The sequence below is a fragment of the Candidatus Halocynthiibacter alkanivorans genome (genome assembly GCF_003333265.1).
GTDB lineage: Bacteria > Pseudomonadota > Alphaproteobacteria > Rhodobacterales > Rhodobacteraceae > Halocyntiibacter_A > Halocyntiibacter_A alkanivorans.
Map to the genome: position 1 here is coordinate 15,323 of NZ_QOLB01000094.1, position 20,385 is coordinate 35,707.

26 protein-coding genes, 1 tRNA gene and 1 pseudogene are annotated in these 20,385 nt (G+C 58.3%); 17 read left to right on the forward strand and 11 right to left on the reverse strand.

Going from position 1 to position 20,385, the window contains the following annotated elements; genetic code table 11:
- Positions 1–2: 2 nt before the first annotated feature.
- Together DWA01_RS11530 and DWA01_RS11535 are read right to left on the reverse strand one after the other, a co-directional pair.
- Entirely contained in the window at positions 3–1,850 is a 1,848-nt protein-coding gene (locus DWA01_RS11530) for a peptidylprolyl isomerase (protein ID WP_114285993.1), read from the reverse strand.
- Between the two features lie 68 nt (positions 1,851–1,918).
- Positions 1,919–3,103, reverse strand: coding sequence for an aminotransferase (locus tag DWA01_RS11535; protein WP_114285994.1), 1,185 nt, complete (start codon positions 3,101–3,103; stop codon positions 1,919–1,921).
- Between the two features lie 340 nt (positions 3,104–3,443).
- Here DWA01_RS11535 and DWA01_RS11540 point away from each other — a divergent pair, with 340 nt between their 5' ends.
- Together DWA01_RS11540 and DWA01_RS11545 are read left to right on the forward strand one after the other, a co-directional pair.
- The gene (locus DWA01_RS11540; protein ID WP_114285995.1) at positions 3,444–3,776 is read left to right on the forward strand and encodes a GYD domain-containing protein; all 333 of its coding nucleotides are present in this window, start codon (positions 3,444–3,446) and stop codon (positions 3,774–3,776) included.
- Positions 3,777–3,939: 163 nt separating this feature from the next.
- Positions 3,940–4,320, forward strand: coding sequence for a hypothetical protein (locus tag DWA01_RS11545; protein ID WP_114285996.1), 381 nt, complete (start codon positions 3,940–3,942; stop codon positions 4,318–4,320).
- A gap of 188 nt (positions 4,321–4,508) precedes the next feature.
- On the opposite strand, the gene gpt is transcribed toward DWA01_RS11545, so the two are convergent.
- From gpt to fabI, 3 genes are read right to left on the reverse strand one after another with little or no spacing between them, the layout of a single operon-like run.
- Entirely contained in the window at positions 4,509–5,015 is a 507-nt protein-coding gene (gene gpt, locus DWA01_RS11550) for a xanthine phosphoribosyltransferase (RefSeq protein ID WP_114285997.1), read from the reverse strand.
- A gap of 12 nt (positions 5,016–5,027) precedes the next feature.
- Positions 5,028–5,642 (reverse strand): LysE family translocator, encoded by a 615-nt coding sequence (locus tag DWA01_RS11555; protein ID WP_419186998.1) that lies wholly within the window; start codon positions 5,640–5,642, stop codon positions 5,028–5,030.
- Positions 5,643–5,646: 4 nt separating this feature from the next.
- Complete coding sequence (fabI, locus tag DWA01_RS11560; RefSeq protein WP_114285998.1) at positions 5,647–6,453, reverse strand: enoyl-ACP reductase FabI; 807 nt, start codon at positions 6,451–6,453, stop codon at positions 5,647–5,649.
- A gap of 153 nt (positions 6,454–6,606) precedes the next feature.
- On the opposite strand from fabI, the gene pdxH reads away from it, so the two are divergent.
- The 4 genes from pdxH (at position 6,607) to DWA01_RS11580 (ending at position 8,466) form a co-directional block, all read left to right on the forward strand.
- On the forward strand, positions 6,607–7,209 hold the full coding sequence (gene pdxH / locus DWA01_RS11565; protein WP_114285999.1) for a pyridoxamine 5'-phosphate oxidase: 603 nt from the start codon (positions 6,607–6,609) through the stop codon (positions 7,207–7,209).
- 121 nt (positions 7,210–7,330) lie between these two features.
- Complete coding sequence (locus DWA01_RS11570) at positions 7,331–7,861, forward strand: cold-shock protein (RefSeq protein ID WP_114286000.1); 531 nt, start codon at positions 7,331–7,333, stop codon at positions 7,859–7,861.
- Positions 7,858–8,343 (forward strand): DUF192 domain-containing protein, encoded by a 486-nt coding sequence (locus DWA01_RS11575; RefSeq protein ID WP_114286001.1) that lies wholly within the window; start codon positions 7,858–7,860, stop codon positions 8,341–8,343. The genes DWA01_RS11570 and DWA01_RS11575 overlap by 4 nt, the downstream gene beginning before the upstream one ends.
- Positions 8,344–8,389: 46 nt before the next feature.
- Positions 8,390–8,466: transfer RNA gene (locus DWA01_RS11580), tRNA-Pro, on the forward strand.
- A gap of 61 nt (positions 8,467–8,527) precedes the next feature.
- Here DWA01_RS11580 and DWA01_RS11585 read toward each other — a convergent pair.
- The 5 genes from DWA01_RS11585 to DWA01_RS11600 all read right to left on the reverse strand — a co-directional run bounded on the left by DWA01_RS11585 (position 8,528) and on the right by DWA01_RS11600 (position 10,891).
- Positions 8,528–9,652, reverse strand: coding sequence for a tyrosine-type recombinase/integrase (locus DWA01_RS11585; RefSeq protein WP_235008528.1), 1,125 nt, complete (start codon positions 9,650–9,652; stop codon positions 8,528–8,530).
- The gene (locus DWA01_RS23125) at positions 9,618–9,800 is read right to left on the reverse strand and encodes a hypothetical protein (RefSeq protein ID WP_160116024.1); all 183 of its coding nucleotides are present in this window, start codon (positions 9,798–9,800) and stop codon (positions 9,618–9,620) included. The genes DWA01_RS11585 and DWA01_RS23125 overlap by 35 nt, the downstream gene beginning before the upstream one ends.
- Positions 9,801–9,881: 81 nt before the next feature.
- A complete protein-coding gene (locus DWA01_RS11590) occupies positions 9,882–10,100 on the reverse strand; it encodes a hypothetical protein (RefSeq protein ID WP_114286003.1) in 219 nt (72 codons plus the stop codon).
- A complete protein-coding gene (locus DWA01_RS11595; RefSeq protein WP_114286004.1) occupies positions 10,097–10,294 on the reverse strand; it encodes a hypothetical protein in 198 nt (65 codons plus the stop codon). Before DWA01_RS11595 ends, DWA01_RS11590 begins: the two co-directional genes overlap by 4 nt.
- A gap of 336 nt (positions 10,295–10,630) precedes the next feature.
- Positions 10,631–10,891: a helix-turn-helix transcriptional regulator gene (locus DWA01_RS11600; protein ID WP_114286005.1), complete on the reverse strand. Its 261-nt coding sequence runs from the start codon at positions 10,889–10,891 to the stop codon at positions 10,631–10,633.
- A 391-nt stretch (positions 10,892–11,282) separates the two neighbouring features.
- Between DWA01_RS11600 and DWA01_RS11610 the strand changes: the two genes are divergently transcribed.
- The 6 genes from DWA01_RS11610 to DWA01_RS11630 all read left to right on the forward strand — a co-directional run bounded on the left by DWA01_RS11610 (position 11,283) and on the right by DWA01_RS11630 (position 15,132).
- Entirely contained in the window at positions 11,283–11,714 is a 432-nt protein-coding gene (locus tag DWA01_RS11610; protein ID WP_114286007.1) for a hypothetical protein, read from the forward strand.
- A 291-nt stretch (positions 11,715–12,005) separates the two neighbouring features.
- The gene (locus DWA01_RS11615) at positions 12,006–12,644 is read left to right on the forward strand and encodes a helix-turn-helix domain-containing protein (RefSeq protein ID WP_160116025.1); all 639 of its coding nucleotides are present in this window, start codon (positions 12,006–12,008) and stop codon (positions 12,642–12,644) included.
- 29 nt (positions 12,645–12,673) lie between these two features.
- Complete coding sequence (locus tag DWA01_RS11620) at positions 12,674–13,276, forward strand: hypothetical protein (protein ID WP_114286009.1); 603 nt, start codon at positions 12,674–12,676, stop codon at positions 13,274–13,276.
- A 33-nt stretch (positions 13,277–13,309) separates the two neighbouring features.
- The gene (locus tag DWA01_RS11625) at positions 13,310–13,948 is read left to right on the forward strand and encodes a hypothetical protein (protein ID WP_136057726.1); all 639 of its coding nucleotides are present in this window, start codon (positions 13,310–13,312) and stop codon (positions 13,946–13,948) included.
- A 56-nt stretch (positions 13,949–14,004) separates the two neighbouring features.
- Positions 14,005–14,130 carry a hypothetical protein gene (locus tag DWA01_RS23875; RefSeq protein WP_268807728.1) on the forward strand — a complete coding sequence of 42 codons (126 nt, stop codon included), beginning with the start codon at positions 14,005–14,007 and terminating at the stop codon, positions 14,128–14,130.
- Positions 14,131–14,331: 201 nt separating this feature from the next.
- Entirely contained in the window at positions 14,332–15,132 is an 801-nt protein-coding gene (locus DWA01_RS11630) for a putative phage abortive infection protein (protein ID WP_136057727.1), read from the forward strand.
- On the opposite strand, the pseudogene DWA01_RS11635 reads toward DWA01_RS11630, so the two are convergent.
- Positions 15,133–15,445 (reverse strand): annotated as a pseudogene (locus DWA01_RS11635) (energy-dependent translational throttle protein EttA); the annotation flags it as partial.
- Between the two features lie 308 nt (positions 15,446–15,753).
- Here DWA01_RS11635 and DWA01_RS11645 point away from each other — a divergent pair.
- From DWA01_RS11645 to DWA01_RS11665, 5 genes are all read left to right on the forward strand, one after another.
- On the forward strand, positions 15,754–16,170 hold the full coding sequence (locus DWA01_RS11645; RefSeq protein ID WP_136057728.1) for an HNH endonuclease: 417 nt from the start codon (positions 15,754–15,756) through the stop codon (positions 16,168–16,170).
- Positions 16,171–16,286: 116 nt separating this feature from the next.
- Entirely contained in the window at positions 16,287–16,760 is a 474-nt protein-coding gene (locus tag DWA01_RS11650; RefSeq protein ID WP_200832564.1) for a hypothetical protein, read from the forward strand.
- Positions 16,760–18,484 carry a terminase large subunit gene (locus DWA01_RS11655; protein WP_114286014.1) on the forward strand — a complete coding sequence of 575 codons (1,725 nt, stop codon included), beginning with the start codon at positions 16,760–16,762 and terminating at the stop codon, positions 18,482–18,484. The genes DWA01_RS11650 and DWA01_RS11655 overlap by 1 nt, the downstream gene beginning before the upstream one ends.
- Positions 18,481–19,758 (forward strand): phage portal protein, encoded by a 1,278-nt coding sequence (locus DWA01_RS11660; protein WP_114286015.1) that lies wholly within the window; start codon positions 18,481–18,483, stop codon positions 19,756–19,758. Before DWA01_RS11655 ends, DWA01_RS11660 begins: the two co-directional genes overlap by 4 nt.
- Entirely contained in the window at positions 19,745–20,335 is a 591-nt protein-coding gene (locus tag DWA01_RS11665; protein ID WP_160116026.1) for an HK97 family phage prohead protease, read from the forward strand. The genes DWA01_RS11660 and DWA01_RS11665 overlap by 14 nt, the downstream gene beginning before the upstream one ends.
- Positions 20,336–20,385 lie beyond the last annotated feature (50 nt).

The window sequence follows — 20,385 nt, forward strand, 5'->3', positions numbered from 1 at the left end:
CCTCAGGGGAAGGAAGCGTTGACGGCATTGATCGCTGCCTGGTCGTAGGTGGTGCCAGCATCCTGGCGCACGGCATCGGTGAAAGCCGTGAACAGGTCCAGGGACAGGCTGTTGGCGGTTTCATCGTCCAGACGGGTGCGAATGGTGGCGTTGTCTTCATCTTGTGCGTCGGCGGGCGTGATCGCGCCCAGCTGCATCAGGATGATGCCATCGGTATCTTCGATCACCGACAGAGCACCGCTTTCCAGTTCAAAAGCGTCGGCCAGCATCGCTGGTGGGGTGCCCTGAATAAACTCGGTGCGCTTCAGGTCTTTTTCTGTCTGCACCGGGCTGCCCTGGTTGATAAAGGCTTCGCCGGCCTCCACGGAAGTTTTAATGTCTTCGGCGCGCGCCGTCAGAAGGCGGGAGATTTCTGCGATTTCCCAGGCCTGGATCACCGGCACTTTGACGTCGTCCAGCGGCCGCAGGAATTCCGCCACCTCGCTGTCAAGGCGCAGCGCGGCGAGCCCGCCGTCGGCCAGTTCGATCACTTCCGCGAAATCGTCTGTCGCGGCTGCGGCTGCGGCTTCGTTAAAGGCGTCAAAACCGGCGATGTCGGCGTCCACACCGTCAAACCATTCCAGTGTTGCCAGCTGCATCGGCGTCTCGTCACTCAGCTCTTCCAGCGTGGCGCCGCCGGCCAGCAGGTCGTCGATCTCAGTAAACTGCGCCGACAGATCCTTGCGCGCCTGCAGGCTGCGCAGCTCCGCTTCCAGCTCAGAGCGGACCTCTTCAAAGGTGGTGATCTGCTCCAGCAGCACCGCGTTCATGCGAAACAGCGCCGGGCCGATATCGGTCATCACCGGGCCGACAATGCCGGGCTCGTCCAGCGCAAACACCGCGTCAGCCGCCGCATCGAGATCGTCTTTGGCGACATCGCCGAGATCAATATCGGCGAGGTTCAGGCCCCGCGCGGTGACCAGCTCGTCAAAGCTCTTTTCGCCGGCGTCAATTGCGGCGCGGGCGGCCTGGGCGTCTTCCTCGGCACCAAAGACCAGCCGTTCCAGCAGGCGGCGTTCCGGTCTTTGATACTGGTCAATGCGCTCGTCATAGAGGTTTTGCACCTCCTGTGCGTCCACCTCGATGGTGTCGGCCAGCATGGAGGGCGACAGCCAGACATAGGTGAGAATGCGTTTGGCGGGCACGGTCCAGGCTTCGGGCGTGGCTTCATATTGCGCCAGCAGCGCCTCTTCGGTGGGCTCACCGGTGCCCTCAGACAGATCGGCTGCAGTCAGTTTGATCCAGGAGATCGAGCGCTGTTCGCCAATCCAGGACATCAGGAAATCGCCATAGGGATCGGGGGTGGTCACACCGCTCATGATGGCGCCTTCGACGATGGAGCGTGCGGTCTGGCGGCGCAGCCCGTCTTCAAACTCTTCGACCGAGAGGCCGGTCTGTTCCAGAGTGTACAGGTAAGCGTCACGGTCAAACGTACCGTCGATGCCACCAAACGCCGGGATGTCGCGCAGCTGACGTGCCACTTCCTGATCGCCGACGGAAAAACCGGCGCGGCTGGTTTCAAAGTCCAGCGCCGCCTCGGCGAACAGGCGCGAGATGACCTGGCGGTCGATGCCAAAGATCTGGGCTTCGGCCATTGTCATGCGACGACCCAGCTGGGCCTCATAGCCGCGCAGCTCCTGTTGCAGGGCGCGGGCGTAGATATTGATGTCGATTTCGCTGTCGCCGACAGCTCCGATCGAGCTGATATTGCCGTTGAAATTGGTGGCGCCAAAGCCGGCAAGGCCGACAATAAGGAGACCGAGAAGCCCGCCGCCGAGCAGTTTGGATGTCTTGCTTTTTGCCGCACTCATGGTCTTGCCTCGCCTGCAAATTATTAATCGTCTGAGAATGTTTAGGGGGGATGTGGGGTGGGGGCAAGTCAGAGCGTGAGCTTTTCCAGCCGGGTAAACAGAGATTTGATCCCCGCGCGGTCGATATTGGCAAAGGCGATGCGCAGACAGCGCTGTGCCGCCGGATCGGATACGGGCATAAACATGGTGCCGGGCAGGGCCAGAATTGCGGCCTCGTGCACCAGTTTGCGCGCCAGATCATCTGAGGCGATGTCAAACGGGTGCTCCAGCCAGGCGAAATAGGCGCCGCAGCCCAGCAGGCGCCAGCCGCGGGCTTTGAGGCGGGGGAATTCGTCGTGAATTGCGGCGCGGCGGTCGAGGATCTCCAGCCGCTCGCCCGCCAGCCAGTCCGTGAGGTGCTGCAGGCCCCAGAGCGCGGCGCGCTGGCCCAGCTGATTGGGGCAGATCGACACGGTGTCGAGATATTTTTCGATCTCGGCCAGCCGGTCCGGGGCGCAGATCACTGATCCGACCCGGTGGCCGGTGAGGCGGAAGGCTTTGGAAAAGGAATAGAGCTGGATCAGGGTCTGGTCCCAGTCCGGCGTGCTGAACAGGTCGTGCGGTGCGCCCTCGCGGCTGTCGAAATCGCGGTAGGTTTCGTCCACCACCAGGGCGATATTGTGGGCGCGCGCAAGGGTGTAAAATTCGCGCAGCAGCGCGGCCGGGTATTCCACCCCGCCGGGATTGTTGGGGCTGACCAGCAGGATGGCGCGGGTCTTTTCGGTGATCAGCGCGGCGGCCTGCGCCGGGTCGGGCAGCAATGTGTCGCCGGTTGCCAGCGGCACTGCCGTCACGCCGTTCATATCCGCCCACATTTTATGGTTGAAATACCAAGGGGTTGGCAGGATGACCTCGTCGCCCTCCTCAGCAAGGGACGCCATGGCAGCGGCAAAGGCCTGATTGCAGCCCGAGGTGATGGCGACCTGATCCGGGCTTATGTTGCCGCCATAGGCTGCGGACCATTGCAGCGCGATTTCTGCGCGCAGTGCCGGCAGGCCCAGCACCGGGCCATAGAGATGGGCTTCGGTGTCGTTCAGGGCAATATCTGCGATCGCCTGGCGCAGGGCGCGCGGCGGCGGTGCCACCGGTGCGGCCTGGCTGACATTGATCAGCGGCATGTCGGCGCTGAAAGTGACACCGTCCAGCCAGCGGCGGGCTTCCATCACTGGCGGGGTAAAGGTTGCGGCCAGATGCGGGGCTTTGGGCGATGTCATAATTTTTCCTGTAACAGCATTGTTTTGTGGGAGCTTAGCGCCGGTACTGCCGGGGGAAAAGCTGAAATATCAGCCTGGTCCCGCAGCGATTTGAGCGCTGTTCACGATGATAGATGAAGTCGGAGGAAGGGGGAGGGGGCGCCGCGCCTTTGGCGCGGCGCCCCCTCCCCCTTTACTGCTGTTGCGACAAAGCGCTTCTGGGAACGTGGTGAAACCACAGCAGGCCTGAAAACGCGCCGGATTTATGGTAAGCTCGGCGCGCCGCATATGGGCCGCAGCGGCGCTGCGGCGGCATTTCTGAACCGTGAAAATTAACAGTTTTGACAAGGGAGAAATAGCAATGGCAACTTATATTGTGACCGGAAATTATACTTCAGAGGCGATCAAAGGCCTGATTGCAGCGCCGAGCGACCGCAGTGTCGCGGTGAAGAGCATCGTGGAATCTGCCGGTGGTTCGCTGGTGTCATACCTGGTCACCACCGGGGAAAGTGATTTTTCAATGGTCGTGAGCACCGACGATGTGGAAGGCATGCTTGCGGTGCTGATGGTGGCCGGGGCCAGCGGTGGCGTCTGCAACCTGAAAACCATTCAGGCCTTCAGTGGTGCTGAATTTGAGGCGGCACAGAAACGCGCCGGGGGACTGGCGGCGGGCTACAAATCGCTGGTGAAATAGCCGGTCGCAACGGCAGCAGGCGTGGGGTACAGGGTTGGGCGCAGGGAAGGGGCCAAGACAGGGCGTGAGGACCGGAACAGGGCGTAACCACAGGGCGTAACGACCGGGACAGAGCGTATAGACCGGGGCCAGCGCCCGGGGGTGACGGACGTTGACGCCAACAATGAAAACAACAGAAGCAGAAGCAGAAGCAGAAGCAGAAGCAGAAGCAGAAGCAGAAGCAGAAGCAGAAGCAGAAGCAGAAGCAGAAAATGCTCCTGGCTCACCAGAGCAGCAACAGCTGCTGCAGCGGTGCCGCCCGTCCCCTCCTGACCTGACCGGCGGCGCCGCCCCGTTCAACAGCAATAGCGGTGTCCCCGCCTGCGGCGCGGAGCCTCCGCGATTGAAGTTGAGCGGCTCTGCTTTGCCGGCCCGGGGGAGGCGTGACGGGCGGCTCCGGAGCAGCAGCAGCCGGCGGCCTGCGGGCGGGCGCTTGTCGATGCGGTTGGATGTCGGCGGAGAGGCGCGCAACAAGGCAGAGAACGACCAGAAAATGGCCGCGTAAGGGGCAGAGAATAAAAGAAAAAGCAGAGACCGTCACAGCCCGGCAGAGCAGACGCTCAGGTATGGGGCTGGCGCCGGGCTGCGCGCCGGAGGCGCGGTCGGCTGCAAAGCAAAACGCCCCGGCCAGGTGGCCGGGGCGTTTGAATAGTCAGTATGCCGACCAAAAGTCAGGTCGGAACGCCACAGCGCTCAGTCGTTGCCGCGGTAGGGCTGTACATATTGCAGCGCCATATCCCAGGGGAAGAAAATCCAGGTGTCCTGGCTGACCTCAGTGATGAACGTATCCACATCGGGGCGGCCTTCGGGCTTGGCATAAACGGTGGCAAAATGCGCCTTTGGGAACAGGTCGCGCACCAGCTGCAGGGTTTTGCCGCTGTCGACCAGGTCATCGATGACCAGAATGCCGGTGCCGTCGCCCATAATGGCGGCGTCCGGTGATTTCAGCACTTCCGCCAAGGACTGACTCTTGTGGTCATAGGATTTCACCGAAATAGTGTCGACGGTGCGGATGTCGAGCTCGCGGGCCACGATCATCGCCGGCGCCATGCCGCCGCGGGTGATGGCGACCACGGCTTTCCAGGTGCCGCCCTCTTCGGGTCCATTGCCGTCGAGCCGCCAGGCCAGCGCCCGGCTGTCGCGGTGGATCTGGTCCCAGGAGATGTGGAAGCCTTTTTCATGGGGCAAACGATCATTCATTGGTCGGGTCCTTCAGCTCGCCGCGATTTTAACGCCAAGGGCGGCGAGCAGCCCCCCCAGCACGCGGTCGATTACGGATTTCAGATTGAGGTAAGTGGTGCGGGCCCGTTCGAAGGCGAACAGGCGGGCGACAAAGATATTCCACACGGTCTCATTGGCAAAGACGATGGCCAGAATGGCGCTGTAAAGCGGCCAGCCGCTGTCCTGAGGCACCGCACCGATAAAAATGGCGGCAAACAAGACCGCTGGTTTCGGGTTGGCAAGCTGGGTGGTCAGGCCCAGCAAAAAGGCGCGTTTCAGCGACATCGGCGCGCGGTCGGCCTCCGTGCTGCTGGCCAGCGGCGCATCGGCGCCGCGCCACATGCCGATGGCGAGCCAGAACAGGTAGAGGGCGCCGGCAATTTTCAGAAAGGTCAGCGCGGCGGGGGCCATCTCAAACAAGGTGGCAAGCCCAAACAGCGCCGCCGCCGCCCAGGCCACTGCGCCGGTGCCGATCCCCAGCGCCAGCGCCGTGCCGCTGCGCAGGCCCCGGGTCAGCCCGATGCGCGCCGCCATCAGTACCGCAGGGCCGGGGCTGACCGCGGCCATCAGATGCAGCACAAATATGGGGGCGAGCACCGCGAACACTGGATCAGCCTTTGCTCATGTCAGGCGCATCGACCGCCTTCATGCCGACGATATGGTAGCCCGCATCCACGTGGTGGGTTTCACCGGTCACACCGGCGCCGAGATCAGACAGCAGGTAAAGCGCCGAGCCGCCGACATCATCGATGGTCACATTGCGGCGCAGCGGTGAATTGTATTCGTTCCATTTCATGATGTAACGGAAGTCGCCGATGCCGGATGCGGCCAGGGTCTTGATCGGGCCGGCGGAGATGGAATTGCAACGGATACCGTCTTTGCCAAGGTCTTCGGCGATGTAGCGCACCGAGGCTTCCAGCGCCGCTTTGGCCACGCCCATGACATTGTAATGGGGCATCACCCGCTCCGCACCATAGTAGGTCAGAGTCAGCAGCGAGCCGCCTTCGGGCATCATTTTCGCCGCGCGCGCACAGACGGCGGTAAAGGAATAGACCGAGATATCCATCGTCATGTTGAAATTGTCACGGCTGGTATCAACGTAGCGGCCGCGCAGCTCGCCCTTGTCGGAAAAGCCGATGGCGTGCACTACAAAATCAAGCGTGCCCCATTTCTCTTCCAGCGTATTGAACAGGGTGTCGATCGAGGCCGCGTCCGAGACGTCACAGGGGATCACCATGTCAGAGCCCAGCTTGTCTGCCAGCGGGCCGACCCGTTTTTTCAGCTGCTCACCCTGGTAGGAAAAGGCCAGTTCAGCACCAGCACCGGCAAGCGCTTTGGCTATGCCCCAGGCAATGGATTTGTCATTGGCCAGGCCCATAATCAGGCCGCGTTTGCCCTTCATCAGGTTATTTGACATCTGTGGTCCTCGACGTTTTTTATATAAGAGTTATGTTCGTGTATGCGGTTTGAGCCTTTGCTTCAAGTCTTGCCCCACCGGAAACACTGTTGCGGATTCTGATCCGGGCGTGCCAGAACACCGCATAGAGAATGAACCGATTGAGGCAGCGATATGGGCAACAGACACGGAATATTTGCAGGGGATGACCCGTTTGCAATCACTCGCAACTGGTTGGCTGAGGCGGAAAAAACCGAGCCCAACGATCCGGATGCAATTGCATTGGCGACGGTGGACGCGTCAGGCATGCCCAATGTGCGTATGGTATTGCTGAAGGCGGTTGAAGGCGACGCGCTGGTGTTTTTCACCAATTACGCCAGTGAAAAAGGCGCGGAGCTGGCCGGGGGCAAAGCCGCGTTTGTGATGCATTGGAAGTCTTTGCGCCGCCAGGTGCGGGTGCGCGGTCTGGTGGAAAAAGCCGATGCGGCCACGTCGGATGCTTATTATCAGTCACGCTCGCTGGGCAGCCGGATCGGCGCCTGGGCCTCAGATCAGTCCAGACCGCTGGAGAGCCGGGCGGCGCTGGTGGAAGCGGCGGCACGCGAAGGGCTGCGCCACGGGTTGAAACCGGCACGGCCGCCGTTCTGGGGCGGCTACCGGATCCGGCCACTGGAATTTGAATTCTGGGCCGATGGCGAGTTCCGCCTGCACAACCGTTTTCAGTGGCGGAGATTACAGCTGCAGGAGGCTTGGAAGGTTCAGCGACTGAATCCGTAAGCAACTTAACGCTGCTTCGTAAGTGGTTGAGCAAATTGCCTTAAATAAAACTTGCAAGTGGAGCCGACCTGTCCCAGGTTTCTTCTGGGATGTGGGGCATTGGGACCCCCGAAATGGTGTTATGGATGAAGATGTCGCGGCCGTTGCCGTATTTGGACATGTAAAGTGGTTTGATCCTTCAAAAGGGTTTGGTTTTGTTGTCACTGGGGATGGCGGGCCGGACATTTTGTTGCATGCAAACGTTTTGCGAAATTTTGGCCAGAGTTCAGTGGCCGATTCTGCGGGTATTGAACTGACTGTGCAGCAGACAGATCGCGGCGTGCAGGCGGTGGAGGTGCTGAGCATCGAACCACCGGAGAGCAATTCGATCTATCTGATGGAAGACCCTGAGCTGGGGCTGGGGGAGTTTCCGGATGATGTGCTGCTTGAACCCGCGCGGGTGAAGTGGTTCGACAAGGCCAAGGGATTTGGCTTTGCAAATGTATTTGGCAAAGAGGACGATGTGTTTGTGCATATAGAAGTCTTGCGCCGCTCGGGTCTGGCTGATTTGCAGCCGGGAGAAGCCGTCGGCATCAAAGTTGTGGATGGCAAACGCGGGCGCATGGCCGCCCAGGTCTGTGCCTGGGATTCTGCGCCGAGGTTTGACGAATGAAGGCAGGTCGCATCGCGCTGAGCCTGCTGCTGTCGCTGGCCACCGGCACTGCCGCCCTGGCCGGCGGTTGCCGCAATGATATTGTCGAGCTGCGCGGCGACTGGGGTTCTGCCCGCTTTACGGTTGAAGTGGCGGACGACAACGCGGAGCGCGCCCAGGGGCTGATGAACCGCAACTCACTCGCCAGCAGCGCCGGCATGTTGTTCATCTTTGATGCGCCACAACCGGCCAGTTTCTGGATGAAGAATACGCTGATCCCGCTGGATATGATTTTTGTCGATGAGAGCGGTCTTGTGCGCGAGGTCAAAAGCAACGCCATCCCCGGCGATGAAACGCCGATTTTTGGCGGCAATGACATTCTGATGGTTCTGGAGATCAACGGCGGCCTCGCCGGCCGGCTTGGAATCACGCCTGGCAGCGAAATTCGCCACCCAGGGCTGAGCCCGGAAAAAATTCTTTGGGATTGTGGCGAAAAATCGTAATTTAGCTCTTTCCATTCCCGGGGGCTGAGTATATTCAGCCCTCAGTCGGGGCGTAGCGCAGCCTGGTAGCGCGACGGTTTTGGGTACCGTAGGTCGCAAGTTCGAATCTTGCCGTCCCGACCATTAAAAACAATGACTTACCCGGTCATTGATGCAGCGAGAGCCAGCCGGTTTACAGCTTGGTTTACAGTTTTGTTCTCGCATCGTACCGCTCAATCTTCGCGCCAAGACCGTCCGCCATGTCCGGATGCAAGCGGACATATGCCTCGATGATTTCGGTTGCGTGTTTGATCGACCAGCCCATGGCAGTAGCGATTTCACCTATCTCTCCACCAGCCCTCAGCAGTCGCGTTGCGGCAGTGCCGCGCGCATCATACAGGCGCAGGTCAGGGCGGAACGGGTCAGGCAGGCCTTTGTCTCGCGCACCCTTGATTATGTCGTCACGGGCCGTTGAGACAGCATCGCCCAGATAATTTGGATTCTTGTAGGGTTGCCCCTTCTTGCCAACCAGAATGGTGGCTTGGCCCGTTGGCGTTTCAGCAATCAGTTTTGCCATGCGGCGGGTGACCGGGATCGAGGCGGGGCGCTTTCGCTTGTTTGTGCGGACGACAATGCGCTGCCCCTTTGGTGTTTTTTCGACGTTGAACAGGCTGAGCCGGTAAAGATCGCCGGGGCGCAGGCCGGTTTCGCAAAGCGCGACAAGGATCCGCCCAATATGTTTGGGCGCCATTGCCTCAAAGGCATCTATTTCCTCCGGGGACCAGAATATGTCGGCGCGATCCGCTTTGTAGACCGACTTAATATCCTTTAGTCGATTTTCCGTCAGCAGGCTGCGGTCCAGGCCGAATTTGATGATCCGCTGAAGGTGGCGCAGCCGGTCGTCTCCTACCTTCCCCCCGATCCGGTCCCTCCATTTCAGGACAACGCGTCGGATTCGGGGGTCATTGATGGCAGCGAGGGGGCCGTCGCCGAACTCCTGATCAATGCCATTAGTTGGATGGAAAAGGGATGTGCGGATGTCTTTCTGGTATCGCGCAGAGAACTTCATAAAGTCCTGGCTGTCCATAAATTCTGTAATGACGCTTCTGAATTTTCCCTGAGCCGGCGAAGCGGGGGCGCTTGCCGCGAAAGCGGCTATATACTCGGCACTGCCGATCTTGATTTTGCCGTCACTGTTCCAGAATGTTGGTGCGCCTTTGCCTCTCCACGCCCGGTGATATTCCATGACTTTGCCGCTGGCCAACGTCTTCCTGACCTTGTGAATCCCTTTGAGATTAACCCTTGGCATCGAAGAAATCCTCCACTTCATCAGGCTTTGTCTGCTGGCCCGCCTGAGGTGGCAGGATCCTGATTGTACCATCTTTGGTGACTTCGACCACGCCGACCTCAAATCCAGCGTCTTGTGCCCCGCTGATGGCGCGCGTGACCTGCGCCTTGGTGAAACGTGTAGAGCTCATGGCGCGCCTTTATGTGTTGCCCCGCCTGCGGTCCAGATGCAGACGGGGCGGGCCTCCCGTGAGTGGGATCTTGTTGTGAGGTTACTCGGCTGCGATTGCGGCCGGTGGTGACAGGTCAGTCAACTGGCGCGCGATGATGGTCAGCTCACTGCCCTGAACCATCGCGATCTGGGCGTAATGGCAATGCCGGCTGATGGCCTGATTGAAGTGGCCGCTGGCGAAGTCATATTCCGAGCAGCTGTAATATGTCGGCTCGCCATCGGCCTCGATGATTGAGACTTTGAACAGAGTCTGGCTCATGCCGCGCACCGTCCGCTCAGGGCGACGGTCTGCAGCATGATGCGCTGGCCGTTGAACCGGCAGCCGCGGGCGTTCAGCAAGGTGCGCCATGCCATCGCGCGGATGGTGGGGGAGTGGACGGCACCATGGGTCGCGATCATGCGAGCGCCGGAAAGCGTATTTGCACTGATTGGTCGGTTGACGAGATTTGACATCTGAGCCTCCTTTTCACTACTGGAAGCTTTAACTAAGCAAATTGCGTAGATCAAGTTTAAAAGTAAGCAAATTGTTTATTTTTGTTTCTGAGGGCGACGAGCAGAGCCCGAATCGTGACAAGTCGGACGTATTAACTGGAGCTCAGGCCATCGTCGGCAATCTCTGGTTGAACCGCTAAAACTTGGCTCTTCGCAAAATGCAATTGTTTTGCTAATGTTCTAGTGTCATGGAGATCGCGCTGTGGATGAGAAAGAAATACTGGAGATGTTGAAAGAGGCCCGAAACCAATCCTGGTTGCCACTGGATTTTTGGGTTGATCTGACCGAAGGTCTTGATCACAGGGCCATAGCTATCCTGTGCGGCAGGTCGGCGATTTTTCCAAAATACATGAATTCTAAAGGCAAGCCGTAGGTTTTGCGGAGTTTCTTCGCTGCAGAGAGGGAGAGTTCACGCCGCGCATTTTCAAACGGGCCATAGACTTGCTCGCTGAGGCCCGCGCGTTCGGCAAAATCCTTCTTAGACATGTCCAGGATTTCCCGGACCCGTTTCAGTCTCGCTGCGACTGCTTCAATATTATCTTCTAGTTCTTCGAGCATTTGGAGATACTACCGTCTACGCTAATTTGTGGCACTGAGCAAAATGCGTATTTACAAACTAAGCAAAATGCATATTTTGTTTCACATGATGGATATTCGGGAATTTTTAGAACTGGTTGGTCGTGATGAAATCACGTCGTTTGGATTTCGTGCGCAGGATGTATCCCGGGCTATCAAGGACGGGATGTTTCCCGCTGGGTGGTATCCCTTTATCCGCCAAATGTGTGAGAAAAGTGGTGTCGAAGTACCTGATCACCTTTTCAGGTGGTCGAGGGTGCCAGGGCGCCAGGCAATTCCCAACATTGGGGATGTTACATGATTTGCCGGCTTCTGTTGTCATGTGTCCATTATCGCTTGAAACTGTACTCGCGCCCAGGAAATGGGGTTGCCCATGTCTGATCTTCGTCAGATCGCGCGGGCGAATATCAAATCAATTATCGACTGGTTTGGCTGCTACGACGCTGTCGCTGAGACGATCAACGCCCGTTGGGGTGGGGGGGCCAGCAAGGGAACCATCAGCAAAAAGGTCTCCGGCCATCTGGACTGGACCATCGCGGATCTGATCGCGCTGGAAGATGCCTCTGGCCGCTATCCCGTGACGCGGTTGCTTGCGCGGCGGTTGGAAAATCGTGCTGATAATGCTCCGGACTGCCTGCTGATTCAGACTGGTCTGATCGCAAGGGAAAGCGGCGAGGCGATCGCTGCGATCCTTGCGGCCGAGCAATCTTCCTGTGCTGCAGAAAATGCGCAGGCCATCAAAGAAATAGACGATGCGACCGATGCGCTCCGTTCGGCGCGGGCGGCACTGGAGCGGCAGAAATGAGATCCGCCCCGTCACATCGTGTCAAACAGAACTGCCCGGGTGCGACCTCGAGGGTCGGAAGGAGGCCACACCGAACCAGAGGGGGGCGTGGCTGCCCGGGACGTGTGTTCCCCCTCAACCTCCCTGTGGAGACCTGGCGCGCAGTTCACACTGCGCGCCCTTTTTTACAGTCACTGGTCATCACTGAGGTGGCCGCGTGAGCGCCGCTGTGAACCGCAACTACCGTGGGGGTGTGGGGCCGGCGGCCGCCTCGTCCGGGCATGCGCTTAGAAATGAATTATGGGGTGCGTCGTGAGCCACAAAGCAACCAACTGGCTTTCGCAAATTGAAGCGACTGATCTGGGCAACAGTGAGTTTCGGGTCTTGTTTCACCTGTGCGACTGCCACAACCCGTCGCAAGGATGTTTCCCGACACAGGGTTACCTGATTGCTGCGACCGGCGTCTCAAACGGGACGCTAAACAACGCTCTGAATTCGCTGGAGAGGAAAGGCCTGATCCAGCGTCACCAGAGTTGGGATAACAAAACCAAACGGCAACGACCAACCAGATATCTGCTGGGTTTTGAGATTGCAAAAGACGCTGAGCCGTCTCCAAAAACTGGAGTCGGGAATGTGGCGAAGCCGACTCCAAAAACTGGAGACGGAGCCGACTCCAATAAACACCCCGACCCGTCTCCAAAAAACCGCAAAAGCCGTCTCCAGCCCACTGGAGAGGAACCTGTAAAAGAACCAGTAATTAACCGCCCGCGCGCAAGCGGCAGGAAAAAAAACCAAATGGAACGCGGCTCCCCAGAAACGTTCTGGGCAGGAAAAGTTAAGTCAGGTTCATTCGTTCCTCCGTCAGCAATCAAACCAAACCTAGCGCGAAGAATGCTGGCCCAAGAACTGGTGAGCGAGGCGGATCTTCGTGATCGTGGAATTTCATTTTGACTTCTGAATGCTGAGAGAAAGGCAGAGCAATGGAAAGTGAGGAACGGGCCAGGGGCCGGGACGTGGTGAGGCTGCATCTGATCCAGCGTTTGGATGAGGTTGGTTTGAAACGGCAGCGGGGCACCACGCTGGATGCCCACAAAAAGATGGGCGCGCGGCTTGCGGATGCGCTGGCCTATATGGCGGAGGCGAATGTGAAAACGCTGGCGGAACTGATCGAGGAAAACGCGATCCGCGCCAACAAGTTCATTTGGCCATCGGTGATTGAGATCCGCCGGGATGCCGCCAGCCTGCAAAAGCCACCTGCTGAGGAGAAGCGGATTATCAGCAGCTGGTTCCGCTCGGTTGAGGGGCCGCGGGCGCAGGCCGGCGGCTATCTGGCGGAGCTCTATTCGGACCTGAACAGGACAGGTCTGCCGCCGGGCTCCTATCAGCTGCAAAAGATCCGTGAGCGGGCGGCGGAGAACAAGCGCCGGGTTGAAATGATCAGCGACAAGATCCGGCGCGGCTATGCCACGGATGAGGAGCGGACGTGGCTGCACGGCTATCGGGACCGGGTGCGGGTTTGCGAACAAATCGTGGAAGCGGGCGAGGCGGGGCGGCTGGAAGACACGAATGCGCAGCAGCGCTGATAATGAAAAAACGGAGACTTGAGGATGGGTTTGATGACGACAGTGGTGATAGGCAAGGCGGTGGTTCCGGCGCGGGGTGCGATTAAGGCGCAGGTTTCCATCCAGCAACTGCTGATATGGGCGTTTCAGAGCGAGAGGGCTTCGATCGATTTTGGGGACGATCTGGATGAGGCACCGCCGGCATATGGCGTTGAGTATGTGATCCACCAACAGGGGCTGCTCGGGTGCAAGGTAGACGGCGGTGGCCGCTCCTCTTCACACCCGGATGCCGATCTGGTGGCGGACGCGCTGGCTGTGTTGCCAGATGTGCGCGGTGGGCGGCGCATGGCGCTTTTGATCGCCGAACTGGCGCGTGCGGGGCGCACACCGGACGTCATGGCCGATGCGGTGCCATACGTTGCGCCGAGAGAGATGGCGCACAACCAGTTCGGGCAATATGCCGTGACGGAGAGCGGCACGTTCACGGCCGGTGGCAAGGCCCACAATGTGCGCTATTGCCCGATCAGGTATCCGGTAACGGCGCCAATGATCGGCCGCGCCCGCCGCGCCTATCTGGAATGGTGGGGCGCGCTGCTTGAGCTGCGCCACACGTTCCATGCCTATAGTAATCTGAGCGCCTTTGAGGTGAGCAATGAGATGCCCCGCCAGCGGCCATGGCAAAAAAAGAGGTGACGACAGAGAGGGGGCGTTGACATCTTGCGCTCACTGCCGGACGGCTCAGTGAGCGTGTGTCCGGGCTGCGCAGCACGGTCAAAGCTCAGCTGGAAGCGGCGGATGAGCCCGCCCAGCTTGAAGTCATACTGGAGACCGCTAAAAAACGGGCGGTGTTGATGGCGGCTGAACTGGGGCTGTAACATGTCAGCATCCACAGACGCGGTGGGCTGGTACAAGGCGGCGCGTGGTGGGTTTTCCTACACAACTCAGCCGTTGCATTGGGAGAACCGCCTTCTCAACAGAGACGAACGCCAAAACCGTTGTTACAGCGCGTTGGAACACATAGTGTCGCCAACATTCCCCGCCACTTGGGAAATATTAATTTTAAGAAGAAGGAAATTATGGAAAAGAAAGCTCCCGGTCTTGGGTTCGCCGTCGTGATTTTTTTGCTGGTCATTATTTTGTGGGTTGGCAATTGGTTCTTGGTTCATTGGCTTCCCAATAGGGGCACATTTGGAGACATGTTTGGTGCAGTGAATTCTCTATTCACAGGATTGGCGTTTGCTGCCGTTATCTACGCAATTTTGTTGCAAAGGCATGAAGTGGACTTGCTGAAAACTGAATTAAAGCGGTCGAAATCTTTGTTGGAGAAGCAGCAAGATCTTGCGACTTCGCAACTGCAAGCGCAGGAGAAGCAGATCTTTGAGGCAACATTCTTTCAATTTTTGGAGATTTTTGTCCGCATCGTCGAAAGCATGGATTTAAAGTCCACGGATAAACCTGACGTCGTTGGGAAGGACGTTTTTCCGGTGTTTCTTGAGCGGATTCGAAAAAGCAATCAACTCAAGTATCGCGATATGTATGACTCGCACGGTGACAAGGACACTTCGGAAAGCGCGTATGAAGAGTTCTACAGCAAACAAAAGTCCGAGCTTGGGCACTATTTTCGAACGCTGTATAACCTGTTCAAATTTGTCGACAAAAGCGATATTGTGGACAAACGATTATATACTAACCTAATTAGAGCTCAACTGTCGGACGACGAGGCGATGTTGTTGTTCATGAATGGCCTTTCGCGACGAGGCGAGAAATTTAAGAAGTACCTTGAGGAGTATGCGGTTTTGAAGAACGTGGATGAAACTGACATACTGTACAAATACGCCGAAAGGAAAAAAGAATATTCCCCGTCAGCGTTTGAATAGTTACTGTACAATATTGTTAAGCTTCAACCGCTTGGGTCCAGCACATCGGCCCCCCAGACGGCGTTTTTCGTCTTCTTCGTAATCTTCAAAGTTGCCCTCGACCACCCACATTCTCGCCTCTAAAGTGAGGATTTGGGTGGTCGAGGAAGAAACGCTTGTGCGTGATCACCACAGCACACCCGGCGAATTCGACCACCGCGTCTTCGAACGCGCGGAGGAATTCCATGTCCAAATCGTTCATCGGCTCATCGAGCTGTAACACGTTGCCGCCCTCTTTTAGCAAGCGCGCTATGTAGACGCAGTTGCACTCACCATCATACGCATTGTCGCTGGGACAGGGTCTTCGCTGCTTGAGCTGCGCCACACGTTCCAGTCCTATGGCAATCTGAGCGCCTTTGAAGTGACCTGTGCGATGCCCCGCCAGCGGCCTTGGCAGAAAAGGGGTTGACGAAAGAGAGGGGTCGTTGACATATTGCACTCAATCGCATTGCGCCCGAAGCAGAGATCCTGCCTCGGGCGTTTTCGTTTGTCGGGGCCGAGCAGTCGGCCGCTCGCGTGGCTCTTAACACTGATGCCGCGGGTTCAATTCCTCCCCCCGCAACCAGACATCAGGTGATCTCTATGGGACGATTGAAGGGCCGTGGCATACCCACGTCCAGGCTCGGCCGTGCGCCGGGCGCGCGCTTTGGGGCTGGGCCCAACCAGTGCAAAGCCGGCGCGGGCAATGACATGCAAGAGGTGCCAAAGCCAAAACCAAAGCGGCGCTACCGCCCGGAGCCGTGGCGCAAGCTCTACGCATCGGCGCGATGGAAAGCGTTGCGGCAAGAGATCCTGCTGCGGGATGGCTGGATCTGCCAGCAGACGGGTGTTGCCCTGATTGGCAGGAGCCCCGCAGCAAACAGCCCGGTGATCGACCACAAGATCCCGCACCGCGGTGACCTCGATCTGTTCTGGGACATCGACAACCTGCAGGCGGTGGCCAAGCACTGGCACGACAGCGAGAAACAGCGGCAGGAGCGTGCCGGCGAATTCGATTAGATATCCGCGCGCCCATAGGGAGGGGTGGGTCGGATCCCTTCGGGGATTGAATTTGCCCAAACCCGTCTTCCCCACATTTGGAGATTTTTTTCATGGCCGAGGAATTTTCAGGCGATGTGGACCTGTTTGGCGACCCATATCGGCTGCCCAACGGGAAGCGGGGACGACCTGCACATGTGTGGACACTGAGAAACAGCAATAAAATCAAACTGTTACTTGCTTTGGGGTGGAGTAATTCCCGCATCGCCGGGGCGGTGTATGTCACGCAACCAACTCTGCGGAAGCATTATTTTTCAGAGCTGAAGGCGCGGATGATTATGCGCGACCGTCTGGATGCGCGCCGGTTTGAGCAAATGATGGATGCCGCGAATGATGGCAATGTTGCTGCGATGAAGGCGCTGGAAAAGATGATCGAGAAATCCGACCTGATGCTCATGGCGCGCACGTTTGACCCAGTCGCTGCGCAGAAATCAGAGGAGCTGAAGGCCAGACCGCTGGGCAAGAAAGAGCAGCAATTGCTTGATGCACAATCCGCCGGTGAAGGCTCGGGCTGGTCCAGCGATCTGACCCCCGGCTTTCAGGTGAACTGATGGATCTGGCGCCGGTGCATCAGCCGGACCCAAAATGGGCCACCGCGGTTCCTGACTGGGAGGCGCGGATCATGGCGCGCAGTTCGCTGGTGCCGGAGCTGCCGCTGTTTGACGCGGTTGCCGAAAAAGCCCTGCGTGTTTTTAAGCGGCTCCGGGTGCCGGATATTTTTGGGCAGCCGACCTATGGCGAGGCTTGCGACGCGTGGACCTTTGACCTGGTGCGGGCAATATTCGGCAGTTATGACCCGGAGCTGAAGCGCCGGATGATCCGGGAGTTCTTTCTCCTGATCCCGAAGAAGAATGGCAAGTCCTCGATCGCCGCCGCCATCATCGTGACCGCGGCGATTTTGAATGAGCGTCCGGAAGCCGAATTGTTGCTGGTGGCACCGACCAAAACCATTGCCGGCATCGCGTTCAAACAAGCCAAAGGCATCATCGCGCTCGATGCAGAACTGACAAAACTGTTTCAGGTGCAGGACCACATCCTGCAAATCAAACATCGCACCATGCTGGCGGTGATCTTTATCAAAGCCGCGGACAGCGATGTCATCACCGGCTCAAAAGCAACCTATATCCTGATTGATGAAACCCATGTGTTTGCGGCTAAAGCAAAGGCGGCAGAGCTGTTTGTTGAAATCCGCGGCTCTCTGGCGTCGCGCCCAGACGGGTTTTTGTTGCAGATCACCACCCAGTCCAAGAAACCACCGACCGGCGTGTTCAAAGCGGAGATCGAGAAAGCCCGGGACGTGCGCGACGGCCGGCTTGTCCTGCCCCTGCTGGCGCTGATGTATGAGCTGCCACTGGCTGTGTCTGAGAAAGACGGCTGGAAAGATCCGCAGAACTGGGCGCGGGTCAATCCCAATCTTGGCCGTTCCGTTGACCCCAGCTGGCTGGCCGATGAATTGCTTGCGGCGGAGCGCACGGGTCCGGAGGCGCTGGCGCTGTTTGCCTCGCAGCACCACAATGTCCAGATCGGCATGGCGATGTTGCACGACCGCTGGGTCGGGGCGAATTTCTGGGAAGACACCACTGACAGCTCGGTGACGTTTGAAAGCATCCTTGCGCGCTGCGAGGTGGTTGTGGCCGGCATCGATGGTGGCGGGCTGGACGATCTGCTGGGGCTGACATTGATCGGCCGGGAGCGGGAAAGCCGCCGCTGGCTGAGTTGGTCAAAGGCCTGGGTGAACAAGCCGGTTTTAAAGCTGCGCCAGAACATCGCGCCCAAGCTGCAGGAGTTGCATCAGGCCGGGGAGTTGGTGATCTGCGAGACGCCCGGTCAGGACGTGGCGGATCTGGTCGCAATCATTGAGCAGGTGAATGAGGCCGGACTGCTGCCCGCAAGCAATGCGGTGGGCATGGATCCGGAAGGCATTGCTGAGATTTTTGATGCGCTGCTGCAGGCGGGGCTTACTGAGCAGCAGATGTGCGCGGTCTCTCAGGGCTACAAACTCAACAGCGCGATCAAGGGCGCGGAGCGCAAGCTCTATTCTGGCAATCTGATCCACGCCGATCAGGCGCTGATGATCTGGTGTGTGGCGAATGCAAAGACAGAGCAACGTGGCAATGCGGTCATCGTGACCAAGGCGGTGTCCGGGTCGGCAAAGATCGACCCGGTAATGGCGCTGTTTAACGCGGTGCTGTTGATGGCCTGGAGCCCGGTGGTGACGCCGCTGGTCTCCTCCCCCTGGGATGATCCCGAGTTCTCGATAAGAAAGGCTGGATGATGAAGCTATTCAGACGGTCGCGCGGGAAACCGGCGATTGAAAACCCACCTGTTGAAACGCGCTCAGATGCGCCGGTCCAGATCATGCACAGCAGTGACCCAAACCTTCCGCAGTTTCTGGGATTGCAGGTTCTCGGTGGGGCAGGCGAGGAAGTCACGATCGAGACGGCGCTTTCAATCCCGGCGCTTTGGTGTGCGGTAAATTTTCTGGCCAGAACGCTGGCGAAACTGCCGATCGGTATCTTTGAGAAGTCAGATAATGGCCGGGTCAAAGTCCAGGGGTCGCGGATCTCGGTTCTTCTCAACCGGGCGCCAAACCCGGAGACAACCGCGTTTGACTGGCGCTTTGCAGCATATGTCGATGTGTTCACCAAGGGGCGGCACATCTCCTTTATCGAACGGAATGGCAAAGGCGACGTTGTTAACATCTGGCCTTTGGATATCGACAAAGTCACGGTCTCGCGCCGCAACGGGCGCAAAACCTATCACTACAAAGAGAACGGAAAGTCGCACGACTACGCGGCAAAAGATGTCATCGATCTGGCGTTTATGCCGTCCGCCAACGGGCTGCAGTCCAGATCGCCCATCTACTCCCACAAGCTGACGATCGGTTATGCGATCGCGGTGATGAAATATGGCGCCCGCATTTTTGGCAGTGACGGTGTTCCGCCCTTCGTGGTGACCGGGCCTTATACATCACCAGGCGCAATGGATCGGGCTTCCGCCGATCTGAAAGAGGCGTTTAGTGAAGCCTCTGCCAAGGGACAGGCTTCAGTCAATATTCCCGAGGGCCACACGGTCAAACCTGTCGGTGTTGATCCAGAGAAAATGCAGATGAATGAGACCAAGTTGCAGAACGTGGTCGAGATTGGTCGGATTTATTCTTTGCCACCCGTGTTCGTCCAGGATCTGACCAACGGCACATTTTCCAACACCGAGCAGCAGGATTTGCAGCTGGTGAAACACACCCTGTCTTCCTGGCTGACCGAGTTTGAGCAGGAGATCAATCTGAAGCTTTACGGTCGGGACGAAAGCAAAATCTACGCCGAGGCCAATCTGGATGCGCTGCTGCGCGGTGATCTGAAAAGCCGGATGGATGCGCTGGCGCAGGGGATCAACAGCGGCCAGCTGACGCCGAATGAAGGCCGGGCTCTGAACAATCGCGAGAACAAGCCGGGCGGCGACGAGCTGTTCATGCAGGGCGCGATGGCGCCGGTCACACAGCTGGTCGGTGGTGAAAAACCAAATGAAGGGAATGACGATGGCGAAGCGTGAAGTCAGGCTGGCGCTGCCGGCCGAAATTCGTGAGGGCGAGGGAGACGATGGCGAAGGCGTGCGTGTCGCAGGTTATGCCGCCGTATTTGGGGAAGCTGCTGACATTGGCGGCTGGTTCACTGAGGTTATTGAGCGCGGCGCCTTTGACGATGTCCTGCAAGATGATGTGCCGTTCCTGATCAACCATGAGGGGCTGCCGCTGGCGCGAACGCGATCGGGCACTTTGACCATCACCCAAGATGATCGGGGCCTTTACATCGAGACGGTGTTGGATCCTGCCGACCCCGACGTGGCCCGGATCATTCCGAAAATGAAACGCGGCGATCTGGACAAAATGAGCTTTGCCTTTTCGGTCGGGATTCATGAGTGGGACGACACTGGAGACATCCCCGTCCGGACAATCAAGAAATTCGATCGCCTCTATGACGTCGCGATCGTCACTTCGCCTGCCTATGACGGGACCGAGATCGGTCTGCGGTGCCTTGAAGAGCACCGTGCGGAGCGCGAAGCAAAACCAGTTTCATCCAGTACGCTGGCACGCGTCCGGATGAAGTCGAAACTTGCCGGGATCCGGTAAGCCAAACGGGCAGCGGAAGCGCGCGCCCACATCTACCTGAAAACCTGAGA